The organism is Aliidongia sp. (assembly GCF_035943795.1).
In the GTDB taxonomy this organism is placed as follows: domain Bacteria; phylum Pseudomonadota; class Alphaproteobacteria; order ATCC43930; family CGMCC-115725; genus Aliidongia.
In genome coordinates, this window is record NZ_DASZBY010000068.1 from 23,241 (window position 1) to 41,666 (window position 18,426).

Annotated in this window: 17 protein-coding genes; 11 read left to right on the forward strand and 6 right to left on the reverse strand. The window is 67.4% G+C overall.

Going from position 1 to position 18,426, the window contains the following annotated elements; genetic code table 11:
* Window positions 1–20: 20 nt before the first annotated feature.
* The 5 genes from VGV37_RS11890 to VGV37_RS11910 all read left to right on the forward strand — a co-directional run bounded on the left by VGV37_RS11890 (window position 21) and on the right by VGV37_RS11910 (window position 6,277).
* Complete coding sequence (locus tag VGV37_RS11890) at window positions 21–1,244, forward strand: ABC transporter substrate-binding protein (protein ID WP_326879890.1); 1,224 nt, start codon at window positions 21–23, stop codon at window positions 1,242–1,244.
* A gap of 96 nt (window positions 1,245–1,340) precedes the next feature.
* Window positions 1,341–2,213, forward strand: coding sequence for a branched-chain amino acid ABC transporter permease (locus VGV37_RS11895; protein ID WP_326879891.1), 873 nt, complete (start codon window positions 1,341–1,343; stop codon window positions 2,211–2,213).
* A gap of 8 nt (window positions 2,214–2,221) precedes the next feature.
* Window positions 2,222–4,156 carry a branched-chain amino acid ABC transporter ATP-binding protein/permease gene (locus VGV37_RS11900; protein ID WP_326879892.1) on the forward strand — a complete coding sequence of 645 codons (1,935 nt, stop codon included), beginning with the start codon at window positions 2,222–2,224 and terminating at the stop codon, window positions 4,154–4,156.
* Window positions 4,157–4,170: 14 nt separating this feature from the next.
* Window positions 4,171–4,893: an ABC transporter ATP-binding protein gene (locus tag VGV37_RS11905; RefSeq protein WP_326879893.1), complete on the forward strand. Its 723-nt coding sequence runs from the start codon at window positions 4,171–4,173 to the stop codon at window positions 4,891–4,893.
* 31 nt (window positions 4,894–4,924) lie between these two features.
* Window positions 4,925–6,277, forward strand: a complete 1,353-nt coding sequence (locus tag VGV37_RS11910; RefSeq protein WP_326879894.1) for an OFA family MFS transporter — start codon at window positions 4,925–4,927, stop codon at window positions 6,275–6,277.
* Here the strand turns inward: VGV37_RS11910 and VGV37_RS11915 are convergent.
* The 3 genes from VGV37_RS11915 to VGV37_RS11925 are packed head-to-tail and all read right to left on the reverse strand — an operon-like array spanning window position 6,274 to window position 9,859.
* Complete coding sequence (locus VGV37_RS11915; protein WP_326879895.1) at window positions 6,274–7,290, reverse strand: ABC transporter ATP-binding protein; 1,017 nt, start codon at window positions 7,288–7,290, stop codon at window positions 6,274–6,276. The two genes, VGV37_RS11910 and VGV37_RS11915, sit on opposite strands and share 4 nt — an antisense overlap.
* Window positions 7,287–8,825 (reverse strand): iron ABC transporter permease, encoded by a 1,539-nt coding sequence (locus VGV37_RS11920; protein ID WP_326879896.1) that lies wholly within the window; start codon window positions 8,823–8,825, stop codon window positions 7,287–7,289. The genes VGV37_RS11915 and VGV37_RS11920 overlap by 4 nt, the downstream gene beginning before the upstream one ends.
* Window positions 8,826–8,839: 14 nt before the next feature.
* Window positions 8,840–9,859, reverse strand: coding sequence for an extracellular solute-binding protein (locus tag VGV37_RS11925; protein ID WP_326879897.1), 1,020 nt, complete (start codon window positions 9,857–9,859; stop codon window positions 8,840–8,842).
* Window positions 9,860–10,063: 204 nt separating this feature from the next.
* Here VGV37_RS11925 and VGV37_RS11930 point away from each other — a divergent pair, with 204 nt between their 5' ends.
* Both VGV37_RS11930 and VGV37_RS11935 read left to right on the forward strand, forming a co-directional pair.
* Window positions 10,064–10,993 carry an NAD(P)-dependent oxidoreductase gene (locus tag VGV37_RS11930; RefSeq protein WP_326879898.1) on the forward strand — a complete coding sequence of 310 codons (930 nt, stop codon included), beginning with the start codon at window positions 10,064–10,066 and terminating at the stop codon, window positions 10,991–10,993.
* Window positions 10,990–11,373 carry a VOC family protein gene (locus tag VGV37_RS11935; protein WP_326879899.1) on the forward strand — a complete coding sequence of 128 codons (384 nt, stop codon included), beginning with the start codon at window positions 10,990–10,992 and terminating at the stop codon, window positions 11,371–11,373. The genes VGV37_RS11930 and VGV37_RS11935 overlap by 4 nt, the downstream gene beginning before the upstream one ends.
* Window positions 11,374–11,379: 6 nt before the next feature.
* On the opposite strand, the gene VGV37_RS11940 is transcribed toward VGV37_RS11935, so the two are convergent.
* Window positions 11,380–12,153: a 5-oxoprolinase subunit PxpA gene (locus VGV37_RS11940; protein ID WP_326879900.1), complete on the reverse strand. Its 774-nt coding sequence runs from the start codon at window positions 12,151–12,153 to the stop codon at window positions 11,380–11,382.
* Window positions 12,154–12,297: 144 nt separating this feature from the next.
* Between VGV37_RS11940 and VGV37_RS11945 the strand changes: the two genes are divergently transcribed.
* The 3 genes from VGV37_RS11945 to VGV37_RS11955 are packed head-to-tail and all read left to right on the forward strand — an operon-like array spanning window position 12,298 to window position 14,539.
* Entirely contained in the window at window positions 12,298–12,804 is a 507-nt protein-coding gene (locus VGV37_RS11945; protein WP_326879901.1) for a winged helix DNA-binding protein, read from the forward strand.
* Entirely contained in the window at window positions 12,801–13,538 is a 738-nt protein-coding gene (gene pxpB, locus VGV37_RS11950) for a 5-oxoprolinase subunit PxpB (RefSeq protein ID WP_326879902.1), read from the forward strand. Before VGV37_RS11945 ends, pxpB begins: the two co-directional genes overlap by 4 nt.
* Window positions 13,535–14,539, forward strand: coding sequence for a biotin-dependent carboxyltransferase family protein (locus tag VGV37_RS11955; RefSeq protein WP_326879903.1), 1,005 nt, complete (start codon window positions 13,535–13,537; stop codon window positions 14,537–14,539). The genes pxpB and VGV37_RS11955 overlap by 4 nt, the downstream gene beginning before the upstream one ends.
* A gap of 6 nt (window positions 14,540–14,545) precedes the next feature.
* Here the strand turns inward: VGV37_RS11955 and VGV37_RS11960 are convergent, their stop codons facing one another.
* A complete protein-coding gene (locus VGV37_RS11960) occupies window positions 14,546–15,454 on the reverse strand; it encodes a LysR family transcriptional regulator (RefSeq protein WP_326879904.1) in 909 nt (302 codons plus the stop codon).
* Window positions 15,455–15,557: 103 nt separating this feature from the next.
* Here VGV37_RS11960 and VGV37_RS11965 point away from each other — a divergent pair, with 103 nt between their 5' ends.
* On the forward strand, window positions 15,558–16,790 hold the full coding sequence (locus tag VGV37_RS11965) for an MFS transporter (RefSeq protein ID WP_326879905.1): 1,233 nt from the start codon (window positions 15,558–15,560) through the stop codon (window positions 16,788–16,790).
* Window positions 16,791–16,875: 85 nt separating this feature from the next.
* Here the strand turns inward: VGV37_RS11965 and VGV37_RS11970 are convergent, their stop codons facing one another.
* Window positions 16,876–18,426 carry a SpoVR family protein gene (locus tag VGV37_RS11970; protein WP_326879906.1) on the reverse strand — a complete coding sequence of 517 codons (1,551 nt, stop codon included), beginning with the start codon at window positions 18,424–18,426 and terminating at the stop codon, window positions 16,876–16,878.

The window sequence follows — 18,426 nt, forward strand, 5'->3', positions numbered from 1 at the left end:
AAATCTGGGAGGATTCCCCTTTGTCCCGTCACGTTCCTTGGGCGGCGTCCGCCGCTGCCGCACTCTTCGCCTCGACCGCCTTCACATCCGCCGCATTCGCCGCCGACCCGATCAAGATCGGCGTCTCCGGCCCGTTCACCGGCGGCTCCGCCTCGATGGGCGTCAGCATGCGCGATGGCGTCAAGCTGGCGGTCGACGAGATCAACAAGGCCGGCGGCGTGCTCGGCCGGCCCCTGGCGACGGTCGAACGCGACGACGAGGCCAAGAACGAGGTCGGTGTCCAGGTCACGCAGGAACTGATCAACAAGGAACATGTCGTGGCCACCGTCGGCTTCATCAATACCGGCGTGACCCTGGCCGCGACGCGGTTCTACGAAGAGGCCGAGATCCCGGTGTTCGACAATGTCGCGACCGGCACGGCGGTGACCAAGCAATTCCTGCCGCCCGACTACGAGAACAATTACGTCTTCCGCAATGCCGCGAACGACACGATCCAGTCTGCGATGATCGTCGACCAGGCGATCGACAAGCAGCATTTCACCAAGCCGGCGATCATGGCCGACAGCACCAATTATGGGCAGCTCGGTCGCCAGGATCTGGAAGCGGCGCTGGCCAAGAAGAACATCAAGCCGGTCACCGAGGAGAAATTCAACATCGGCGACGTCGACATGACGGCGCAGCTGCTGAAGGCGAAGTCGGCCGGGGCCGATTCGATCCTGACCTACGGCATCGGTCCCGAACTGGCCCAGATCGCCAACGGCATGGCCAAGCTCGGCTGGAAGGTGCCGATCGTCGGCAGCTGGACCCTCTCGATGGCGACCTTCATCGACAATGCCGGCGCCAACGGCGAGGGAGCGGTCATGCCGCAGACCTTCATCCAGGCGGGCACCACTGCGAAGCGCAAGGCCTTCATCGAAAGCTACCAGAAGGCCTACAACATCGACCGCATCCCTTCGCCGGTCTCGGCCTCGCAAGGCTATGATTCGGTCTATCTGCTCGCCGCCGCCATGAAGCAGGCCGGCACGACCGACGGGCCCAAGGTTCGCGCCGCGCTCGAAGACCTCAAGGAAAAGGTCGATGGCGTCGTCACCACCTACGACCACCCGTTCAGCACGACCGACCACGAAGCCATCAGCAAGAACATCCCGGTGTTCGGCATCGTCAAGGCCGGTCGCGTGGCGTTCTGGTCGAAAGACGACGAGGCGGCGGCCGGCCAGGTCCGCGTCAAGGGCGTCGTCAACTGAGGTTTTAGCGAGGGATCGCCCGCCGCGATCCTTCATCCCCGTTCGCGGCCGGGAATCGTTTCCCGGCCGCACCTGTCTTAGGCACATGGGACGCCCATGGAAATTCTGGCTCAGCTCGTGGTCAGCGGCATCGCCGTCGGCATGATCTATGCGGTGATCGCTTTCGGTTACCAGCTCACCTTCGCCACCTCGCGCACGCTCAATTTCGGGCAGGGCGAGGCGCTGATGCTGGGCGCTTTGGTCGGCCTCAGCCTGACCCAGTGGCTGGGCTTCGTCTTCATGCTGCCGCTGGTCGTGCTGTTCGGCCTGTTCCAGGGCGCCGTGGTCGAATGGCTGGGCGTGCGCCAGTCGATGCGCGCCAAGTCCGAATTCGGCTGGATCATGGCGACCATCGCGTTGGGCATCATCTTCCGGAACCTGGCCGAAAACATCTGGGGCCGCGACGATCTCAAATTCCCTTCGCCGCTGCCCGAGGCGCCGCTGAGTTTCCTCGGCGTCAACATGCTGCCGATGGAGGTGGCCGTCGTGGTCGGCGCGCTCGCCATGATGCTGGCGGTCGAGCTGTTCAATCGCCGCTCGATCTACGGCAAGGCCGTGGTCGCCGCCTCCGCCGACCGGGATGCCGCCGGGTTGATGGGCATCAACACCAACCTGGTCATCACCTTTTCCTACGCCCTGTCGTCGGCCACCGCCGCGGTCGCGGGCGTACTGGTCGGCCCGCTGAAGCCGGTCGGCGCCACCATGGGCGCGGTGCTGGGCCTGAAGGCCTTTGCCGTCGCCATCATCGGCGGCCTGTCCTCCGGCTTCGGCGTGATCGTCGGCGGCCTGATCCTGGGCATCGTCGAGAAGCTGACCGGCTTCTATATCGATTCGGGCTACCAGGATGTGCCCGGCCTCGTGCTGCTGCTGCTGGTGTTGGCGCTGAAACCGGCTGGCCTGTTCGGCAAGACCGCGATCAAGAAAGTCTGAGGACCCGCATGTTCAGCCGCTTCCTGGCGCCCTTGCTGGCGATCCTCGTGGTCCTGGCGATCCCGCAGTTCGTCACCAGTCCCTACTACATCCACCTGTTCGTCGTCATCGCGATCTATGGCGTGCTGCTGCTCGGCCTCGACATCGTCGTGGGCTATACCGGCGAGGTCTCGCTGGGCCACGCCGCCCTGTTCGGCATCGGCGCCTATACGGCCGGCTGCCTGAAATTCCTGGGCGGCATCGGGCTCGAATGGGCGCTGCCGGCCAGCATCGCGGTCACGGCGCTATTCGGCCTGATCCTGGCGCTGCCGGCGCTGCGCGTCACCGGCCCCTACCTCGCCATGGTGACGCTCGCCTTCGGCACGATCGTGCAGATCCTGATCAACGAGGTGACCGCCCTCACCAACGGCCCGATGGGCATCACGATGCGCAAGCCGGTCTGGTTCCACCACCGGATCACCGCCTTCGACTATTATTATTTGGCCGCCGTCGCGCTGGGATTGACCGTCGTCATCATCAATCGCGTGCTGCGGAGCCACTGGGGCCGTGCGTTCGAGGCGCTGCGCGACAGCCCGATCGCGTCGGACTGCATGGGCGTCAGCGTCTATCGCTACAAGGTCTATGCCTTCATGATCTCGGCCGGCCTCGCCGGCCTCGCCGGCGCGCTGTTTTCCTATTCCGAGGAATATATCTCGCCGAATACCTATTCGTTCGAGCTGACGATCCTGTTCCTGCTGGCCGTGACGATCGGCGGTCGCAAGTCGCGCCTCGGACCGGTCGTCGGATCCGTGATCATCGTGTTCCTGCCGAACCTGCTGGCCGACATCGTGCTGTTCCGCGTGCTGGCCGGCGCCATCGCCGTGGCGGCGCTGATCGGCGGTGGGGTGGCCTTGACGCGCCGGACCGCGGAGCCCAAGCGCATCGCCATTCCGGTCGGCCTGTGCCTCGCCTTCTTCGTGGCGAGCCTCGCCCTGACCAGCGTCACCGATTTCCGGCTGACCATCTTCGGCGTGATGATCCTGTTCGTCGTGTTCTACCTGCCCGACGGCATCGTGGGCTACCTGACGGCCGCGACCCAGCGCCGGCGCCCGAAGGCGGCGCTCGTCGTGGCCGGTGCGGCCGACGAGGGCGACGTCTGGGGCGGCTCGGTCCAGGGAACGGTACCGGCCGGCTCGGTCATTCTCCAAGTCGACCAGGTGCAGATGCGCTTCGGCGGCCTGAAAGCGCTCGACCAGGTCGACCTCGCCGTGACACGCGGCAGCGTCCATGGGCTGATCGGGCCGAACGGATCGGGCAAGAGCACGATGATGAACGTGCTGACCGGCATCTACACCCCGACGGAGGGCACGGTCCGGTTCGAAGGCCAGTCGATCGGCGGCCAGAAACCGCCGGTCATCGCCCTGAAGGGCGTCGCCCGCACTTTCCAGAACGTCCAGCTGTTCGGCGAAATGACGCCGCTCGAGAACGTGCTGGTGGGTTTGCACCATACCTATCGGTCGAACTTCCTCGACGTGGTGCTGCGCACGCCGCGCCTGAAGCGCGAGGAGCGGGCGGCCCGGCTGCGTGCAGCCGGCATCCTGCGCTTCGTCGGGCTCGATCCGGCGAACCTGGACCAGGCGCGCAACCTGCCCTACGGCAAGCAGCGCATGCTGGAAATCGGCCGGGCGATGGCGCTCGACCCGCAGGTGCTGCTGCTCGACGAACCCGCGGCCGGCCTGACCGCGCCCGACATCCGCGAACTGATGGCGATGATCCGCAAGATCCGCGACCACGGCATCACCATCCTCTTGATCGAGCACCACATGGACGTGGTGATGAGCCTGTGCGATCGGGTGACCGTGCTCGATTTCGGCCAGAAGATCGCCGAAGGCGGACCGGCCGAGGTCCAGGCCAACCCCAAGGTGATCGAGGCCTATCTTGGCCTCGAAGCCTCGGCCGTCTGACGGGAGGACGAGAGATGCTCCAGGTCGAAGGGCTCGTCGCCGGTTATGGCAAGGTCCAGGTGCTGCACGGCCTGACCCTGTCCGTGCCTGAAGGGCAGTTGGTCACCCTGATCGGCTCGAACGGCGCCGGCAAGACCACGACGCTGCGCGCCATCTCCGGCATGCTGCGTCCGAGCGGCGGCACAATTCGCCTGGCCGGCCAGGATATCGCCGGCCAGCCGGCCCATAAGGTGACGCGCCTCGGGCTCGCCCACTCGCCCGAGGGGCGGCGCGTGTTCCCGACCTTGTCGGTCCGCGACAACCTGCAGCTGGGCGCCTTCACCCGGCTGATCGGCGTCCGGCCCAAGGGCGATGTCGCCGCCGACATCGACCGGATGTACGAGCTGTTCCCGCGGCTGCGCGAACGCCAGGCACAGCTGGCCGGCACCTTGTCGGGCGGCGAGCAGCAGATGCTGGCCATGGCTCGCGCGCTCATGCTCAACCCGCGCATCCTGCTGCTCGACGAACCGTCGATGGGGCTGGCCCCGATCCTGGTGCAGGAGGTGTTCCACACCATTGCCCGCCTCAAGGAACGCAAGGTGACGATGCTACTGGTCGAGCAGTTCGCGGCGGCGGCCCTCGCGGTCGCCGACTATGCCTATGTGCTGGAAAATGGCAGGCTGGCTCATGAAGGCCCGGCGGATCGGTTGCGCGACGATCCGGCAGTACGGGCGGCCTATCTGGGGCAGGCTCACTAGAGGTCCGCCCGACCGGTAGAGGGGCGCGGCGTTGACCGAACTGGTCGAACAGGACAGAACCATCGCCGGCTCCGGCTATTCGCGCTGGCAGGCGCCGGCCGCCGCCCTCGCCATTCACCTATCGATCGGCCAGATCTATGCCTTCAGCGTGTTCAATGAACCGCTGACCCATCTGATCGGCGTCACCCAGGCGGCGCCTGACGACTGGAGCCTGACCACGATCGGCTGGGTCTTCTCGACGGCGATCGGCGTGCTGGGCCTGTCGGCCGCCCTGTTCGGACGCTGGGCCGACCGGGTCGGCCCGCGCCAGACCGCGGTCGCCGCGGCACTCTGCTTCGGCAGCGGCTTCCTGATCGCCGCCTTCGGCGTCGAAGCTCACGTCTATGCGTTGCTGTTCCTGGGCTACGGGGTGATCGGCGGCTGCGGCCTGGGCCTCGGTTACATCGCGCCAATCTCCACCCTCATCAAGTGGTTTCCCGATCGTCCAGGCCAGGCGACCGGGCTCGCCATCATGGGCTTCGGCGGTGGCGCGCTGATCGCCGCCCCGTTGGCCCAGCGACTGATCGGTCTGTTCGCGACCGAGGTCTCGCTCGGCGTCTCCGAGACCTTCGCATGCATGGGCGTGCTCTATACCGGGTTCATGCTGCTGGGGGCTGCGAACCTGAAACAGCCGCCGCCCGATTGGGTCGCACCGCAGCGGCCGCGGGAGACGATCCTCGGCGCGCAGCGCGGGCCGCCCAAGGCCGTGACCGTCGGCATGGCCGTGCGGCAGCGGCAATTCTATCTCATGTCCGCGATCCTGTGCCTGAACGTCACGGCCGGCATCGGCGTGCTGAGCCAGGCGGCGCTGATGTGCCAGGAAATGTTCCCGGAGGTCACGTCGGCCGGGGCCGCCGGCTTCGTCGGCTTGCTGGGCTTGTTCAACATGGCGGGCCGGCTGGCCTGGTCGACGATCTCGGACCAGCTCGGCCGCCGTCCGACCTATGCGATCTTCACCGGCCTCGGCCTGTGCCTGTACGGGCTCATTCCATCGACCGGCCAGGCCGGCAGCATCACGCTGTTCATCGCCGGCTATGCGGTGATCATGAGCATGTACGGGGGTGCCTTCGCGACACTCCCGGCCTATATCCGCGACGTGTTCGGCGCCCACCAGGTTGGCGCCATCCATGGCCGCCTGCTGCTGTCCTGGTCCGTCGCGGGGTTGATCGGCCCGGCGCTGGTCAATTACCTGCGCCGGGCCGAGATCGAGCACGGCGTGCCCCATGCCGACGCTTACTCGCTCGTCATGTACGTGATGGCGGGCCTGCTGGCCGCCGGCTTCGTCTGCAACGCCCTGATGCGACCATTGCCCCGCCCGGTCTGGACGACACGTCCGGACGCCTAGGTCAGCGCGAACGCCATGCAGGCCCCGTTGACCCGTAACGCCAGCGTATCCGCATAGTCGTCGAACGGGTTCAAACGCAGGTCGAGCGTCGTATCGCCGATCGCGACGGTGACCAGCGCGTGGTCGCCGCGGAACACGCTCGACAGCGGCCGGACCGCCACCCCATGGTCCGCCGGTCCCAGCGTGACCTGTTCCGGGCGCAGCATGACCCGGATCGGACCCGATGGCGCGCCGGGCTGCAGGGCCACGGTACCGAGCATGGTCGTCGCCGTGCCGTCCCGGGCAGTGCCGTCCAGCAGGATCGCCTGGCCGGTCAGCCGGGCGACCTCGACATCGATCGGATGGCGATAGAGTACCGTCGGCGCCGCGCATTGCACGATCGAGCCCTGGCGCATCACCGCCACCAGATCGGCACTGGCGAAAGCTTCCTCCGGATCGTGGGTCACCAGGATCGCCGTGGCGGCGCTGGTGCGCAGCAGTGCCACGACATCGGCACAGACGCTGCGGCGCAAGCCCAGTTCGAGCGCGTTGAACGGCTCGTCCAGCAGAATCAGGCCGGGTGCCGGGGCCAGCGCGCGGGCCAGGGCGGTGCGTTGCTGCTGCCCGCCCGAAATCTGGTGCGGATAGCGATGCTCCAGCCCGGCGAGGCCGGTCAGCCGCATCGCCTCGTCGGCGCGCCCCGCCCGGCGCTCGGCACGGGTCAGGCCGAACGCGACGTTGGCGGCGACGCTCAGGTGGGGAAACAAGGTGCCTTCCTGCGGCACGTAGCCGATCCGCCGCCGTTCGGCCGGGACATGTATGCCGGGGCCGTGGAGCACGCGATCGCCGAGTGTGATTCGACCAGAATCCGCCGTCTCGAATCCGGCGATCAGGCGCAGGAGCGTGGTCTTGCCGCAACCCGACGCGCCGAGCAGCGCCACGACCAGGCCGGGCTCGACGGTCAGGTCGACGCCCTTGAGCACGGTGTGATCGCCATGGCTTTTCCGCAGAGCTTCGACACGGAGCAGGCTCATCGCACGTCGTTCAGCCTCAAAGTCCGCATGGTAAAGACATAGACCGGGATGCCGGACACAAGCACCAGGGTGGCGGCGAACGGTGCGGCCGCACCGTAGGCGCGATCGCTGGTGTAGTTCCAGAATTCCGTCGCGAGCGTGACGACGCCGGCCGGCGCCAGCAGCAGGGTCGCGGTCAGCTCGCGCATCAGCTGCAGGGCGGTGAGCGCCAGGGCGGCGCCGATGCCGGGCAGCAGGTTGGGCAGGATGGTCAGCACGAATGCCTGGAACGGCGTCTTGCCCAGGCTGCGCGCCACGTCGCTCAACTCGCGCGGCACCAGTTCCGCCGAGGCCCGGACCGAGGATTGCGCCAGCGGCAGAAACAGCACCAGATAGACCAGCAGCACGAGTCCGCTCGTCTGATAGACCGCCGGCAGGAAGCCGATGGCCGTCGCGACTGCCGCCAGCGCCACGACGATGCCGGGCAAGCCATGGACGATATAGGGCAGCCGGTCGCACAGCATGGCGAAGCGGCCGCGGAAATGGGTGGTGGCGATCACCAGCGGCACGGCGGCGATCGTGGTCAGGACGGCGCCCGGCAAGGCATAGCCGAGAGTGGTCGCCAGCGCCGGCAGCACCCGCTCGATCCCCTGCCCCGCCGAATGGCCCTGCCAGACCCAGAAGCCGAGCGTCACGATCGGCACGCCGAAGCTGAGGATGGTCAGCAGGACGAACCCCAGGATCGCCAGCGGCATGAGCGGCCCCAGCGCGATCGGTACCAGGGCGCGGGCACTGCCCCGGCCGATCCGGGCGACGCGCCGACGGGTGCGCATCCGCGCCTCGGCGAAGGCGACCGGCAGGCAGATCAGCATCAGCACGCCCGATAGCAGGGCGGCGGCCTGGTTGTTGAACTCGGCAGTGTACTGGTCGAAGATCGCCGTGGTGAAGGTCTCGACCCGCAGGAACGACAGGGCGCCGAATTCGGCCAGCATGTGGGCCGCCACCAGCAGCGCGCTGCCGCCGAGCGCCGGCGCGATCTGCGGCAGCACGACCCGGCGGAAGGTACGCCAGCGGCCATGGCCCAGCGAGCGGGCGACATCCTCGAAATTCGGATCCAGGCTGCGCAGGGCGGCCACGACCGGCAAGTAGACCAGCGGCACGCTGTAGAAGGTCAGGATCAGGATGGCCCCCTGGATCTCCTGGAACCAGGGGCCGAGCGACGACCAGGCGAAGCTGGAAACATAGGCCGGAATGGCGAGCGGCAAGGCCACGGCCAGGCGCCACCAGCGCCGTCCCGGCAGGTCGCACCGCTCCGTGCCCCAGGCGGCCGCGATGGCGATGAGGCCGGCCAGCACGGTGACCGAGACGGCGATGGTCAGCGTGTTGAGCAGCAGGTTGAGCGTATAGGGCCGGATCAGGTTCTGCAGAATACCGCCGACGCCGGCCTGCCAACCCTGGACGATCACATAGCCGATCGGCAGGGCCACCAGGACGAACGGGATCAGGCTCGCCATGACGAGCCAGGAGGGCGGCAGCGCCTGCGGCCCCCGGGTCATGGCGAGCCGGCTCGTCAAATCAGTCCGGCCTCGCGTTCCAGCCCATAGGCATCGGCGGCGCTGCCCATGTCGGCGGGCGACACCGGTGCCGTGACGTTCGTCAGCGGCGGCAGCCCGTAGGGCGACGTCAGGCCCGCGAGCACGGGATATTCGGCGGTGGTGGCGATCATCGCCTCCTGCCCGGCTTGGCTCAGCATGAAGGCCAGGAAGCGTTGGGCCGCTGCCTGGTTCCTGCTCGATTTCAGCATGCCGGCGGCCGAGACGTTGAAGATGTTGCCGGCATCGTCGCCCGGGAAGGAATAGAGCGCGGAGTTGAGGTTTTCAGCCCCCTTCTCTTTGGCCAGCGAATACCAATAGTAGTTGTTGGACAGTGCCATCGCGATCTCGCCATTCTCGACCGCGGTGCTGGCGATGCGGTTGCCGTTATAGGACCGGCCGTATTGCTTCAGGCCCTTCAGCCAGGCAAGCGCCGCGTCGCGTCCCTTGATATGGACGATCGACATGACCTGTTCCTGGAAGCCGTCCTGCTTCACATAACCGAACTTGCCGTTCAGCGCCGCCGTGCCGAAATCCATGATCGACTTCGGCAGATCGGCCGGCGCCACCATCTTCTTGTTGTAGGTGATGACGCGGGTGCGGACGCTGGCGCCGATCCAGGTGCCGTCCTTGGCCGAGAACTTGGCCGGAATCAGCTTCAAGGTGGCGGGGTCGATCTGGCCCAGCAGCCCCTTTTCCTGCAGCGAGGCAATCGGCGGGCTCTGCTCGGAGAAGAACAGGTCGGCCGGCGAGCGCGCGCCCTCTTCCGCGATCTGGGCCGCCAGCTCCGGGCTTTCGGCGTTGCGCATGGTGACCTGGATGCCGGTCGATTTGGTGAAGGCCGCCACCAATGCCTCGGTCGTGGCGCGGTGCTGGCCGTTGTAGAGCGTCAGGCCAGCATCGGCGGCCCGGCCGAGCCGTGCCACGCCGGCAACCAGGGACGCACCGGCGAGCGAGACGCCGCCCTGCAGCAAAAACCGTCGATTAAGCTTCGTCATCCGGCCTACTCCTGCAATCGCGAGGCGTTCGCAATATAGCGTCGCGCGCGGTTTGACCAGCCCTATTCCGGTGCAGCGCGCCAGTGTGGGCCGTGACATCTCGATGCAGCACGAGCGACTTATGGTTCGCGCGGCGACCGGTTTTCCGGATCTTGAGTCTCCGGCACGGTATCGTAGACTGCCCTCGAAAGAACGGGGAGCAGCATGCGGATATTGGTAACCGGATCGTCCGGCTGGTTGGGACAGACGCTCGTGCCGCGGCTGCGGCGGGACGGCCATCAGGTCGTCGGCCTGGATCCGGTGCCCTCGGTGCTGACGGAAATCGTCGGGTCGATCGCGGATCGCGCGACGGTCCGCGCGGCAGTCCGCGATTTCGGCATCGAGGCGATCGTCCATTCCGGCGCGCTGCACAAGCCCGACATCGAGACCCACGAGCGCACCGATTTCGTGTCGGTCAACGTCCAGGGTACCCTGAATTTGCTGGAGGAGGCGGTCGCCTTCGGCTCGTCGGTCTCGCGCTTCGTCATGACCTCGACGACGTCGCTGATGATCTCGAAGACGGTCCGCGCCGGACGCGACGGCGGGGCCCGGCAGGCCGCCTGGATCACCGAAGAGACGACCCCGCTCCTGCCGCGCAACATCTATGGCGTGACCAAATATGCCGCCGAGCACATGGTCCGCCTGTTCCATGAGCTGCACGGATTGCCGGTCGTGATCCTGCGCACCTCGCGGTTCTTTCCCGAGGAGGACGACATGGCCCATGTCATCAGCCAGTCGGCCGAGAACACCAAGGCGAACGAGCTGCTGTTCCGCCGCGCCACGGTCGAGGACATGGCGGAGGCCCATGTCGTCGCCCTGGCAAAGGCGCCGGAGCTGGGCTTCGACAATTTCATCATCTCGCCGCGCCCGCCGTTCACCCCGGCCGATTGCGCCGAACTGATCGTGGATGCCCCGGCGGTCGTGCGGCGCCATTTCCCGCAGTACGAGGCGATCTATGCACGCAGAGGCTGGACCATGTTCCAGTCGATCGATCGGGTCTATGATCCGGCGAAGGCGTTCCAGCGCCTGGGCTTCGCCTGCCGCACCGGCTTCGCCGAGAAGCTGGCGGAGCTCGACCGCCAGGATATCCCGTGATCGACCATGTCTCGGTGCCGGTCGGCGATTTGCAGGCAGCGGCCGCGTTCTACGGACCGGTCCTGGAGCCGCTGGGCCTGGTCCTGCTGGTCACACGCGAAGGGACGATCGGCTTCGGCAAGCGCTATCCCGAATTCTGGCTGAACCTCAGGGACCAAATCCCCCGATCGGCCGATCCCGGCGGGCATATCTGCCTGCGCGCGCCGACGGAGGAGGCCGTGCGCGCGTTCCACGCCGCGGCGCTCGTGAACGGCGGCGTCGACCATGGCGCCCCCGGGGAGCGCGCGGCCACCATGGGCCGCTATTACGGTGCGTTCGTGCTCGATCCCGACGGCAACAAGCTGGAGGCCGTCACCTTCCCGAAGGCCGAACCGGCCTGATGCCTGCTATGCGCCCATGACTCTGGGCAATGGCGCGACCTCGGCACCGGCCGACACGAGCGCCGTCTTGATCGCGCCGGCGACGGCGACCGCCGTCGGCTCGTCGCCATGGATGCACAGGGTCTGAACCGGCCGGTCCAGCAGCTTGCCACCCACGGTCAGGATCCGCCCCTCGATCGCCATGCGCACCGCCTGGGCCGCCGCCTCGGCCGGGTCGTGCAGCACGGCACCCGGCAGCTTGCGCGACAGCAGCTTGCCGTCGTCCGCGTAGGCTCGATCGGGAAAGCCTTCGGCGGCAAAGCGCACGCCGGCGACCTCGGCCGCCGCAGCCATCGGCGACCCGGCACCGCCGACCATGATCAGGTTCGGATCGACTGCCTTGACTGCTCGCGCGATGGCGCCCGCGACCTCCGCATCGCCTTCTGCCATGTTGTACAGCGCACCATGCGCCTTCACATGGGCGACCGGCAGCCCGGACCGCGCGGCAATGCCCATGAAGGCGCCGATCTGGTAGGCGACCATGGTCTCGAGCTCGAGCGCGCTCATCGGAATCGGCCGGCGGCCGAAGCCCTGCAGGTCGGCGAAACCCGGATGAGCCCCGACGCTGACGCCGTTGCGCTTGGCGATCTCACAGGTCTTGGCCATGACGACCGGATCGCCGGCATGGAACCCGCACGCGACATTGGCAGAGCTGACGATACTCAACACCCCCTCGTCGGTGCCCATGCGCCAATTGCCGAAACTCTCACCGACATCCGCATTGAGATCGATCAGACGCATGGTCGGTTCCCTCTTCCGCTATCGCCATTCCCGCGCAGGCGGGAATGATTGGAAGAAGCCAGAGTATGTCCCCTTCCAGCGACCCGCAAGTTTATGTTTGCGATTTATCGATAAAATGTAAATATGGACCTTGGAGGGTAAGCCATGAGCAAGCGCGACTATATCGTCTCCTCGGCTCATCTGGCCGATCCGGGTAGCGAGGAACTGAGCGAGTTCGAGTTCGGGCTGATCCTGGCCCATAACGCGTTCGAGCGCTGGATCGTGCGCTGCATGGCGGCCGCCGGCTATCCCGACCTGTCGAAGATCGACATCCTGGTGCTGCACTCGATCCACCATCGCGGCCGGGCCAAGCGGCTGGCCGACCTGTGCTTCGTACTCAACATCGAGGATAGCCACGTGGTGACCTACGCGCTGCGCAAGCTGACCCAGGTCGGGCTGGTCGCCCGTGCCCGCCCCGGCAAGGAAGTGTTCTACGCGACGACCCCGCTGGGCGACGAGGCCTGCGCACGCTATCGCGACATCCGCCAGACCTGTCTGCTGGCCGTGCCGATGCCCCCGGTCGGCGGCACCGGCCTGGGCGAGACGGCCGGCCTGCTGCGCGCGCTGTCCGGCCTCTACGACCAGGCCGCGCGGGCGGCGACCTCGCTATGACCCTGCCCCGGTTCCTGGCCGCCGGCGATGCGGCCCTGGTCGTCGAATATGGCGAGGTGATCGACCCGGTGCTGATCGCCGCGGTGCAGAGGCTCGACCGGCGCCTGGCCGCCGCCCACGTGCCTGGCGTCATCGAAACGGTGCCGAGCTTTCGGTCGCTGATGGTCCACTACGATCCGCTGGCGACCTCGCAGGCCCAGGTGATCGCGGCGATCCAGGGTCTGGAGGCCGACGATCCGACCGCAGCGAGCGAGCCCGGCCGTGCCTGGCGCCTGCCGGTCTGCTACGAAGCGGGTTTCGCGCCCGACCTGGCCGACGTCGCGGCGGCGACGGGCCTCGCGCCCGAAGCGGTGACGGCGGCCCATGCCGGAAATGGCTTCACCGTTGCGGTCGTGGGGTTCCTGCCCGGCTGTCCGTTCCTGGCGGCCCTGCCGGACAATTTCAACCTGCCGCGCCGTACCGCGCCACGCACCCGCGTGCCCGCCGGATCGGTCGCGGTCGCCCAGAAGCTTTCGGTGATCTATCCGACCGAGAGTCCCGGCGGCTGGCACCTGATCGGCAATTGCCCGGTTCCCCTGTTCGATGCGCGCTGGGACCGCCCGGCCCTGCTCGCCCCGGCCGACCGCATCCGGTTCCAGCCGATCGATGCGGAGGAGCATGGCCGGATCCTGGCCGCCGCGCGGGCCGGCGACTATGATCCGCGCCGCGATTGCGTCGATGGAGCGGCGACATGAGCCATCTCACCGTCGACCGCCCCGGCCTGTCGACCACGGTCCAGGACCTGGGCCGTCGCGGCCTGCAGCGCTACGGCGTCCCGGTCTCGGGCGCGCTCGACCCGCTGGCGTTGCGGCTGGCCAATGCGCTGGTTGGCAATCCGGCCGGCACGGCGGCGCTCGAAATCCTGGCACTGGGCCCGACCCTGACCGTCGAGGCGGAATCGGTGCGCGTGGCGCTGGTCGGTTCGGCGGTCGGCCTCATGATCGACGGCCATCCCGTCCCGTCGGGGCAAAGCGTGACAGTGCTGCGGGGTGCGCGGATCTCGGTCGGCGGCTTCACCGATGCGGCGAGCGCCATCCTCGCGATCGAGGGCGGTTTCGAGCTGGCATCCTGCATGGGCAGCCTGTCGACCTATGGGCGCGGCGGTTTCGGCGGCTTCGCAGGACGTGCGCTCAAACCCGGCGATGCCGTGGCGCTGGCCAAAGCGGCGGCAACGACGGCGCCCGAGCGCAAGGCTGAACCAATCGACTACGGCAGCGGCCCGATCCGCGTCGTGCTCGGGCCGCAGGACGACTGGTTCGAACCGGCCGCGATCGAGCGGTTCTTCGCCGAGCCCTACATTGTGACTGCCGAGGCCGACCGCATGGGCATGCGGCTGGAGGGTGCCAGGCTCGCTCACGCCAGAGGCTTCAACATCGTGTCCGACGGCATCGCGCCCGGCCATATCCAGGTGCCCGGCACGGGCCAGCCGATCGTGCTGCTGGCCGATCGGCAGACAGTCGGCGGCTATCCCAAGATCGGCGCGGTCATCGGCGCCGATCTGCCGCGGCTCGGCCGGATGCGCCCGGGAGACATGTTGCGCTTCGCCCGGATCGAGGTCGCCGAAGCGGAAGCGGTCCGGCGCGCCCAGGAGACTACCTTCGCGGCGCTCGTCCAACGGATCGGCCCGGTGATCGTGGTGCCGACGACGGAGCAGTTGCTGGCCGTCAACCTGATCGACGGTGTCGTCGCGGCGTGAGCCGCGTCACGCGAGCAGACGGCCCGGCGCCTGCAACGCTTCGAGCAGCGCGTCGCGAAACACGGCGATCGGGCGGCTGAGCCGGCCCGCCGGCGGCCGGTGCAGCAGCCAGGACCGCACCTGCGGGTGGAAATCGACGCAGTCGATCACCTCGACCGCGTCGCGCCACGGGCTGTCGGCGAAGGCGCCGGGCGTAAGCACGCCGATCCCAAGGCCGCGCGCCACCAGCGACATGCGGAGATCGGCGCTGAGCGCCTCGACCCCGACCTGGAACGGCAGCCGGGCCGCATCGAAGCGATGCCGGATGAAGGCACGGAAGCCGCAGCCATTCTCGTTCATGACCCAGGGATAGCGCGAGAGATCCAGCAGGCTCGCCGGCTTCGGCACGCCCAGGCCGGGCGCCGCCACCAGCAGGACGGCCTGTACGCCCAGCTCCTCGCTGACCAGATCCTCCGGCGGGCTGATGCCATCGGCGAGGCACAGCGCCGCCGCGTCGAGTTCGCTGCGCGCGACCTGTTCCATCAGCCGGGGCGACCAGCCCGAGGTGATGCGCAGCGTCAGCGCCGGAAATTCACTGCGCAGCCGATCGAGCGGCAGCGCCAGGGCGGCGTCGGACAGATAGGGCATGACGCCGATCCGGAACTCGCCCCGCACCTCCGCCCCCGGCGCCACGCCGGCCCGCAGATCGTCGAGCGAGCGCAGCACCCGGCGACCGTGCTCATAGGCCTCGCGGCCCGCCGAGGTCGGCTTCAGGGGTTTCGACTGCCGGTCGAGAAGGGCGGTGGCGAGGCCGTCCTCCAGGTTCTGGATCCGTCGCGTCACTCCAGGCTGCGTCAGGTTCAGCCTCGCCGACGCCCCGACGATCGACCCGGTCTCCACCACGGCGACGAACGCTTCCAGGTCACGGATGTTCATGCTCAACTCGCATAATCATTATATAATACATTGAATTGTAGCATGATGAGCATTTGGAATAAACATATTCATCGATATGCAATGATTTTGATCGAGGACCTCCATGACGACCACGACCGAAGCCATCATCCGCCCAGCGGCCGACGAGCGGGCCGCGGATCTGATCAGCGGCCCGATGACGCTGCTGTTCGCGATCGCCGTCGGGGTGATCGTCACCAACCTGTTCGCCCCGCAGACGCTCGTGGGACTGATTGGCCCTTCTCTGGGCATCGGGGCGGGCGGCAGCGGCCTCGTCGCCACGGCGACCCTGCTGGGATATGCCGCAGGCCTGTTCCTGCTGGTTCCCCTGGCCGACCTGGTGGAAAATCGCCGCCTGATCGTGCGCATGCTCGTCTGCGCCGTGCTGGCCGCCAGCCTCGCGACCCTGGCGCCCACTGCCGGCCCCCTGCTCGTCCTGCTATTCCTGCTCGGCGCCGCATGCTCCGCGATCCAGATCCTGGTCCCGATCGCCGCCGCGATGGCGCCGGCAGACCGGCGGGGCCGGGTGATCGGCGACGTGATGGGCGGGCTGATGGTCGGCATCCTGCTGGCCCGGCCGGTCGCCAGCTTCATCGCCGACGTCTATGGCTGGCGCGCGTTCTACGGTGTCAGCGCACTCGCGATGGCGGCGCTCACCCTCGTTCTGGCACTGCGCCTGCCGCAACGGCGATCGGTCGTCCGTTCCAGCTATCCGGCGCTGATCGCCTCGCTCTGGCACCTGCTGCGCGCCGAGCCGATCCTGCGTCGCCGCGCGCTGACCGCGAGCCTCGCCATGGCGGCCTTCAGTCTGTTCTGGACCGCGGTCGCGTTGCGCTTGTCCCAGCCGCCCTTCGAGTTGAGCCAGCGCGGCATCGCGCTGTTCGCCCTGGCGGGCGCCGGCGGTGCCGTCGTGACGCCGCTGTTCGGGCGCGCCGGCGACCGGGGCTGGACGCGGCCGGCGACGATCGCGTCCCACCTCGTCATGGTCGCGGCCCTGGCGCTGGCGGCCTGGGCCGGATCGGCCGGTAGCGGAACCCCGCTGCTGTCGCTTCTGCTGATGGGCGCCAGCGCCGTGCTACTGGACGTCGGCGTCACCGGCGACCAGACGCTGGGCCGCCGCGCGATCAACCTGCTGCAGCCGGAGGCGCGCGGCCGGATCAATGGCTTGTTCGTAGGCCTGTTCTTCCTGGGGGGCGCCGTCGGCTCCGGCGTTGCGGGTGCCGCCTGGACCTGGGGCGGTTGGCCCACGGTCTGCGCGATCGGTGCCGCCTTCGGCGTGGCGGCCCTTCTGTCGGATCTGGTGGAACGGCGCGGCTGATCAATGTCATGCCGAGGGCTTCGCTCGTTTCAGCTCCACCATCATTTCCGCGCACGCGGAAATCCAGCAAGAGCCGCGTCTACGGCTACGCGCTCGGCGCCAGCGTGTGGGTCTTCAGCACCTGGTCGGTCACCGCATCGCTCTCGATCAGCCGGACCGGATAGCCCCAGAGTTCGACGACGTGGCGCAGGACCGACTGGCTGGTCTTTTCGTCGAGCAGTACGCCGTCATAGACCGCATGGCGCAGGATCAGCGTCCGATCGCCGGCCATATCGAGTTCGACCACCTGGATGTCCGGTTCGCGGCGCGACAGGTCGTAGCTGCGGGCGAGTGCGGCGCGCAGTTCGCGATACCCGGTCTCGTCATGGATCGCATCGACCCGCATGTTGCTTTCGGCGGCATCGTCGCGCACCCGGAACAGGCGGAACTTGCGCATCAGGTTCGGGCTGAGGAACTGCAGGATGAAGCTCTCGTCCCGGTAGTTCGCCCAGGCGTCCCGCAGGGTGCCGTAGGGATCTTTGTTGCCGGCGATCTCGGGAAACCAGTAGCGGTCCTCGTCCGTCGGCTCCAGGCAGATCCGCTTCACGTCCTCCATCATGGCGAAGCCCAGCGCATAGGGATTGATACCGTTGTAGCGCCGGTCGTCGTAGTCGGGCTGGAACACCACGCTGGTGTGACTGTGCAGGAATTCCAGCATCGCGCCGTCGGTCAACAGGCCCTTGTCGTGCAGGCGATGCATGATCTCGTAATGCACGAAGGTGGCGCAGCCTTCGTTCGTCACCTTGGTCTGTTTCTGCGGGTAGTAATATTGCGCGATGTTGCGCACGATCCGGCACAGTTCGCGCTCCCAGCTTTCAAGCTTGGGCGCGTGCTTTTCCATGAAATAGAGCAGGTTTTCCTCAGGCAGACCGAAATGCCGGTTGGTCTCCTGCTTGAGGCGCGCGACTTCCTTGGAATCGAGCCCTTCGAGCGTTTCCCGGGTCGGCACCGTCCGCCACAGATCGTTGAAGGTCTGTTCGGCATGGTCGCGGCGGTCCTGCTCGCGCTTGCTCTCTTCGGCGAGGCTGAGCCCCCGGCGGGCGTAGCGATTGACCGACTGGTCCATCAGCGCGTGCGCCGCATCCAGCACCCGCTCGACCCGGCCGAGGCCGTGCCGCTCCTCGCATTTGGCGACATAGTCCCGGGCGAACGCCAGGTAGTCGAGGATACCGGACGCATCGGTCCATTGCTTGAACAGGTAGTTGTTCTTGAAGAAGTGGTTATGCCCGAACGCAGCATGGGCCATCACCAGCGTCTGCATCGTCATGGAATTCTCTTCCATGATGTAGCAGAGGCAGGGATTGGAATTGATGACGATCTCGTAGGCGAGGCCCTGCAGCCCCTTGCGGTACATCGCCTCGTTGTACGCAAAGCTCTTGCCGAAGCTCCAATGCTTGTACATCAGCGGCAATCCCACCGAGGCATAGGCGTCGAGCATCTGCTCCGACGTGATGACCTCGACCTGGGTCGGGTAGGTGTCGAGCCCCAGGTCCTTGCGGGCGATCAGCTCGATCGCGTCGAACGCGAGCTTCAGCTTGTCGTAGTCCCACTCCGCGCCCTCGAACAGCGGGACGACCTTGTCGATAGTGTCGGACAT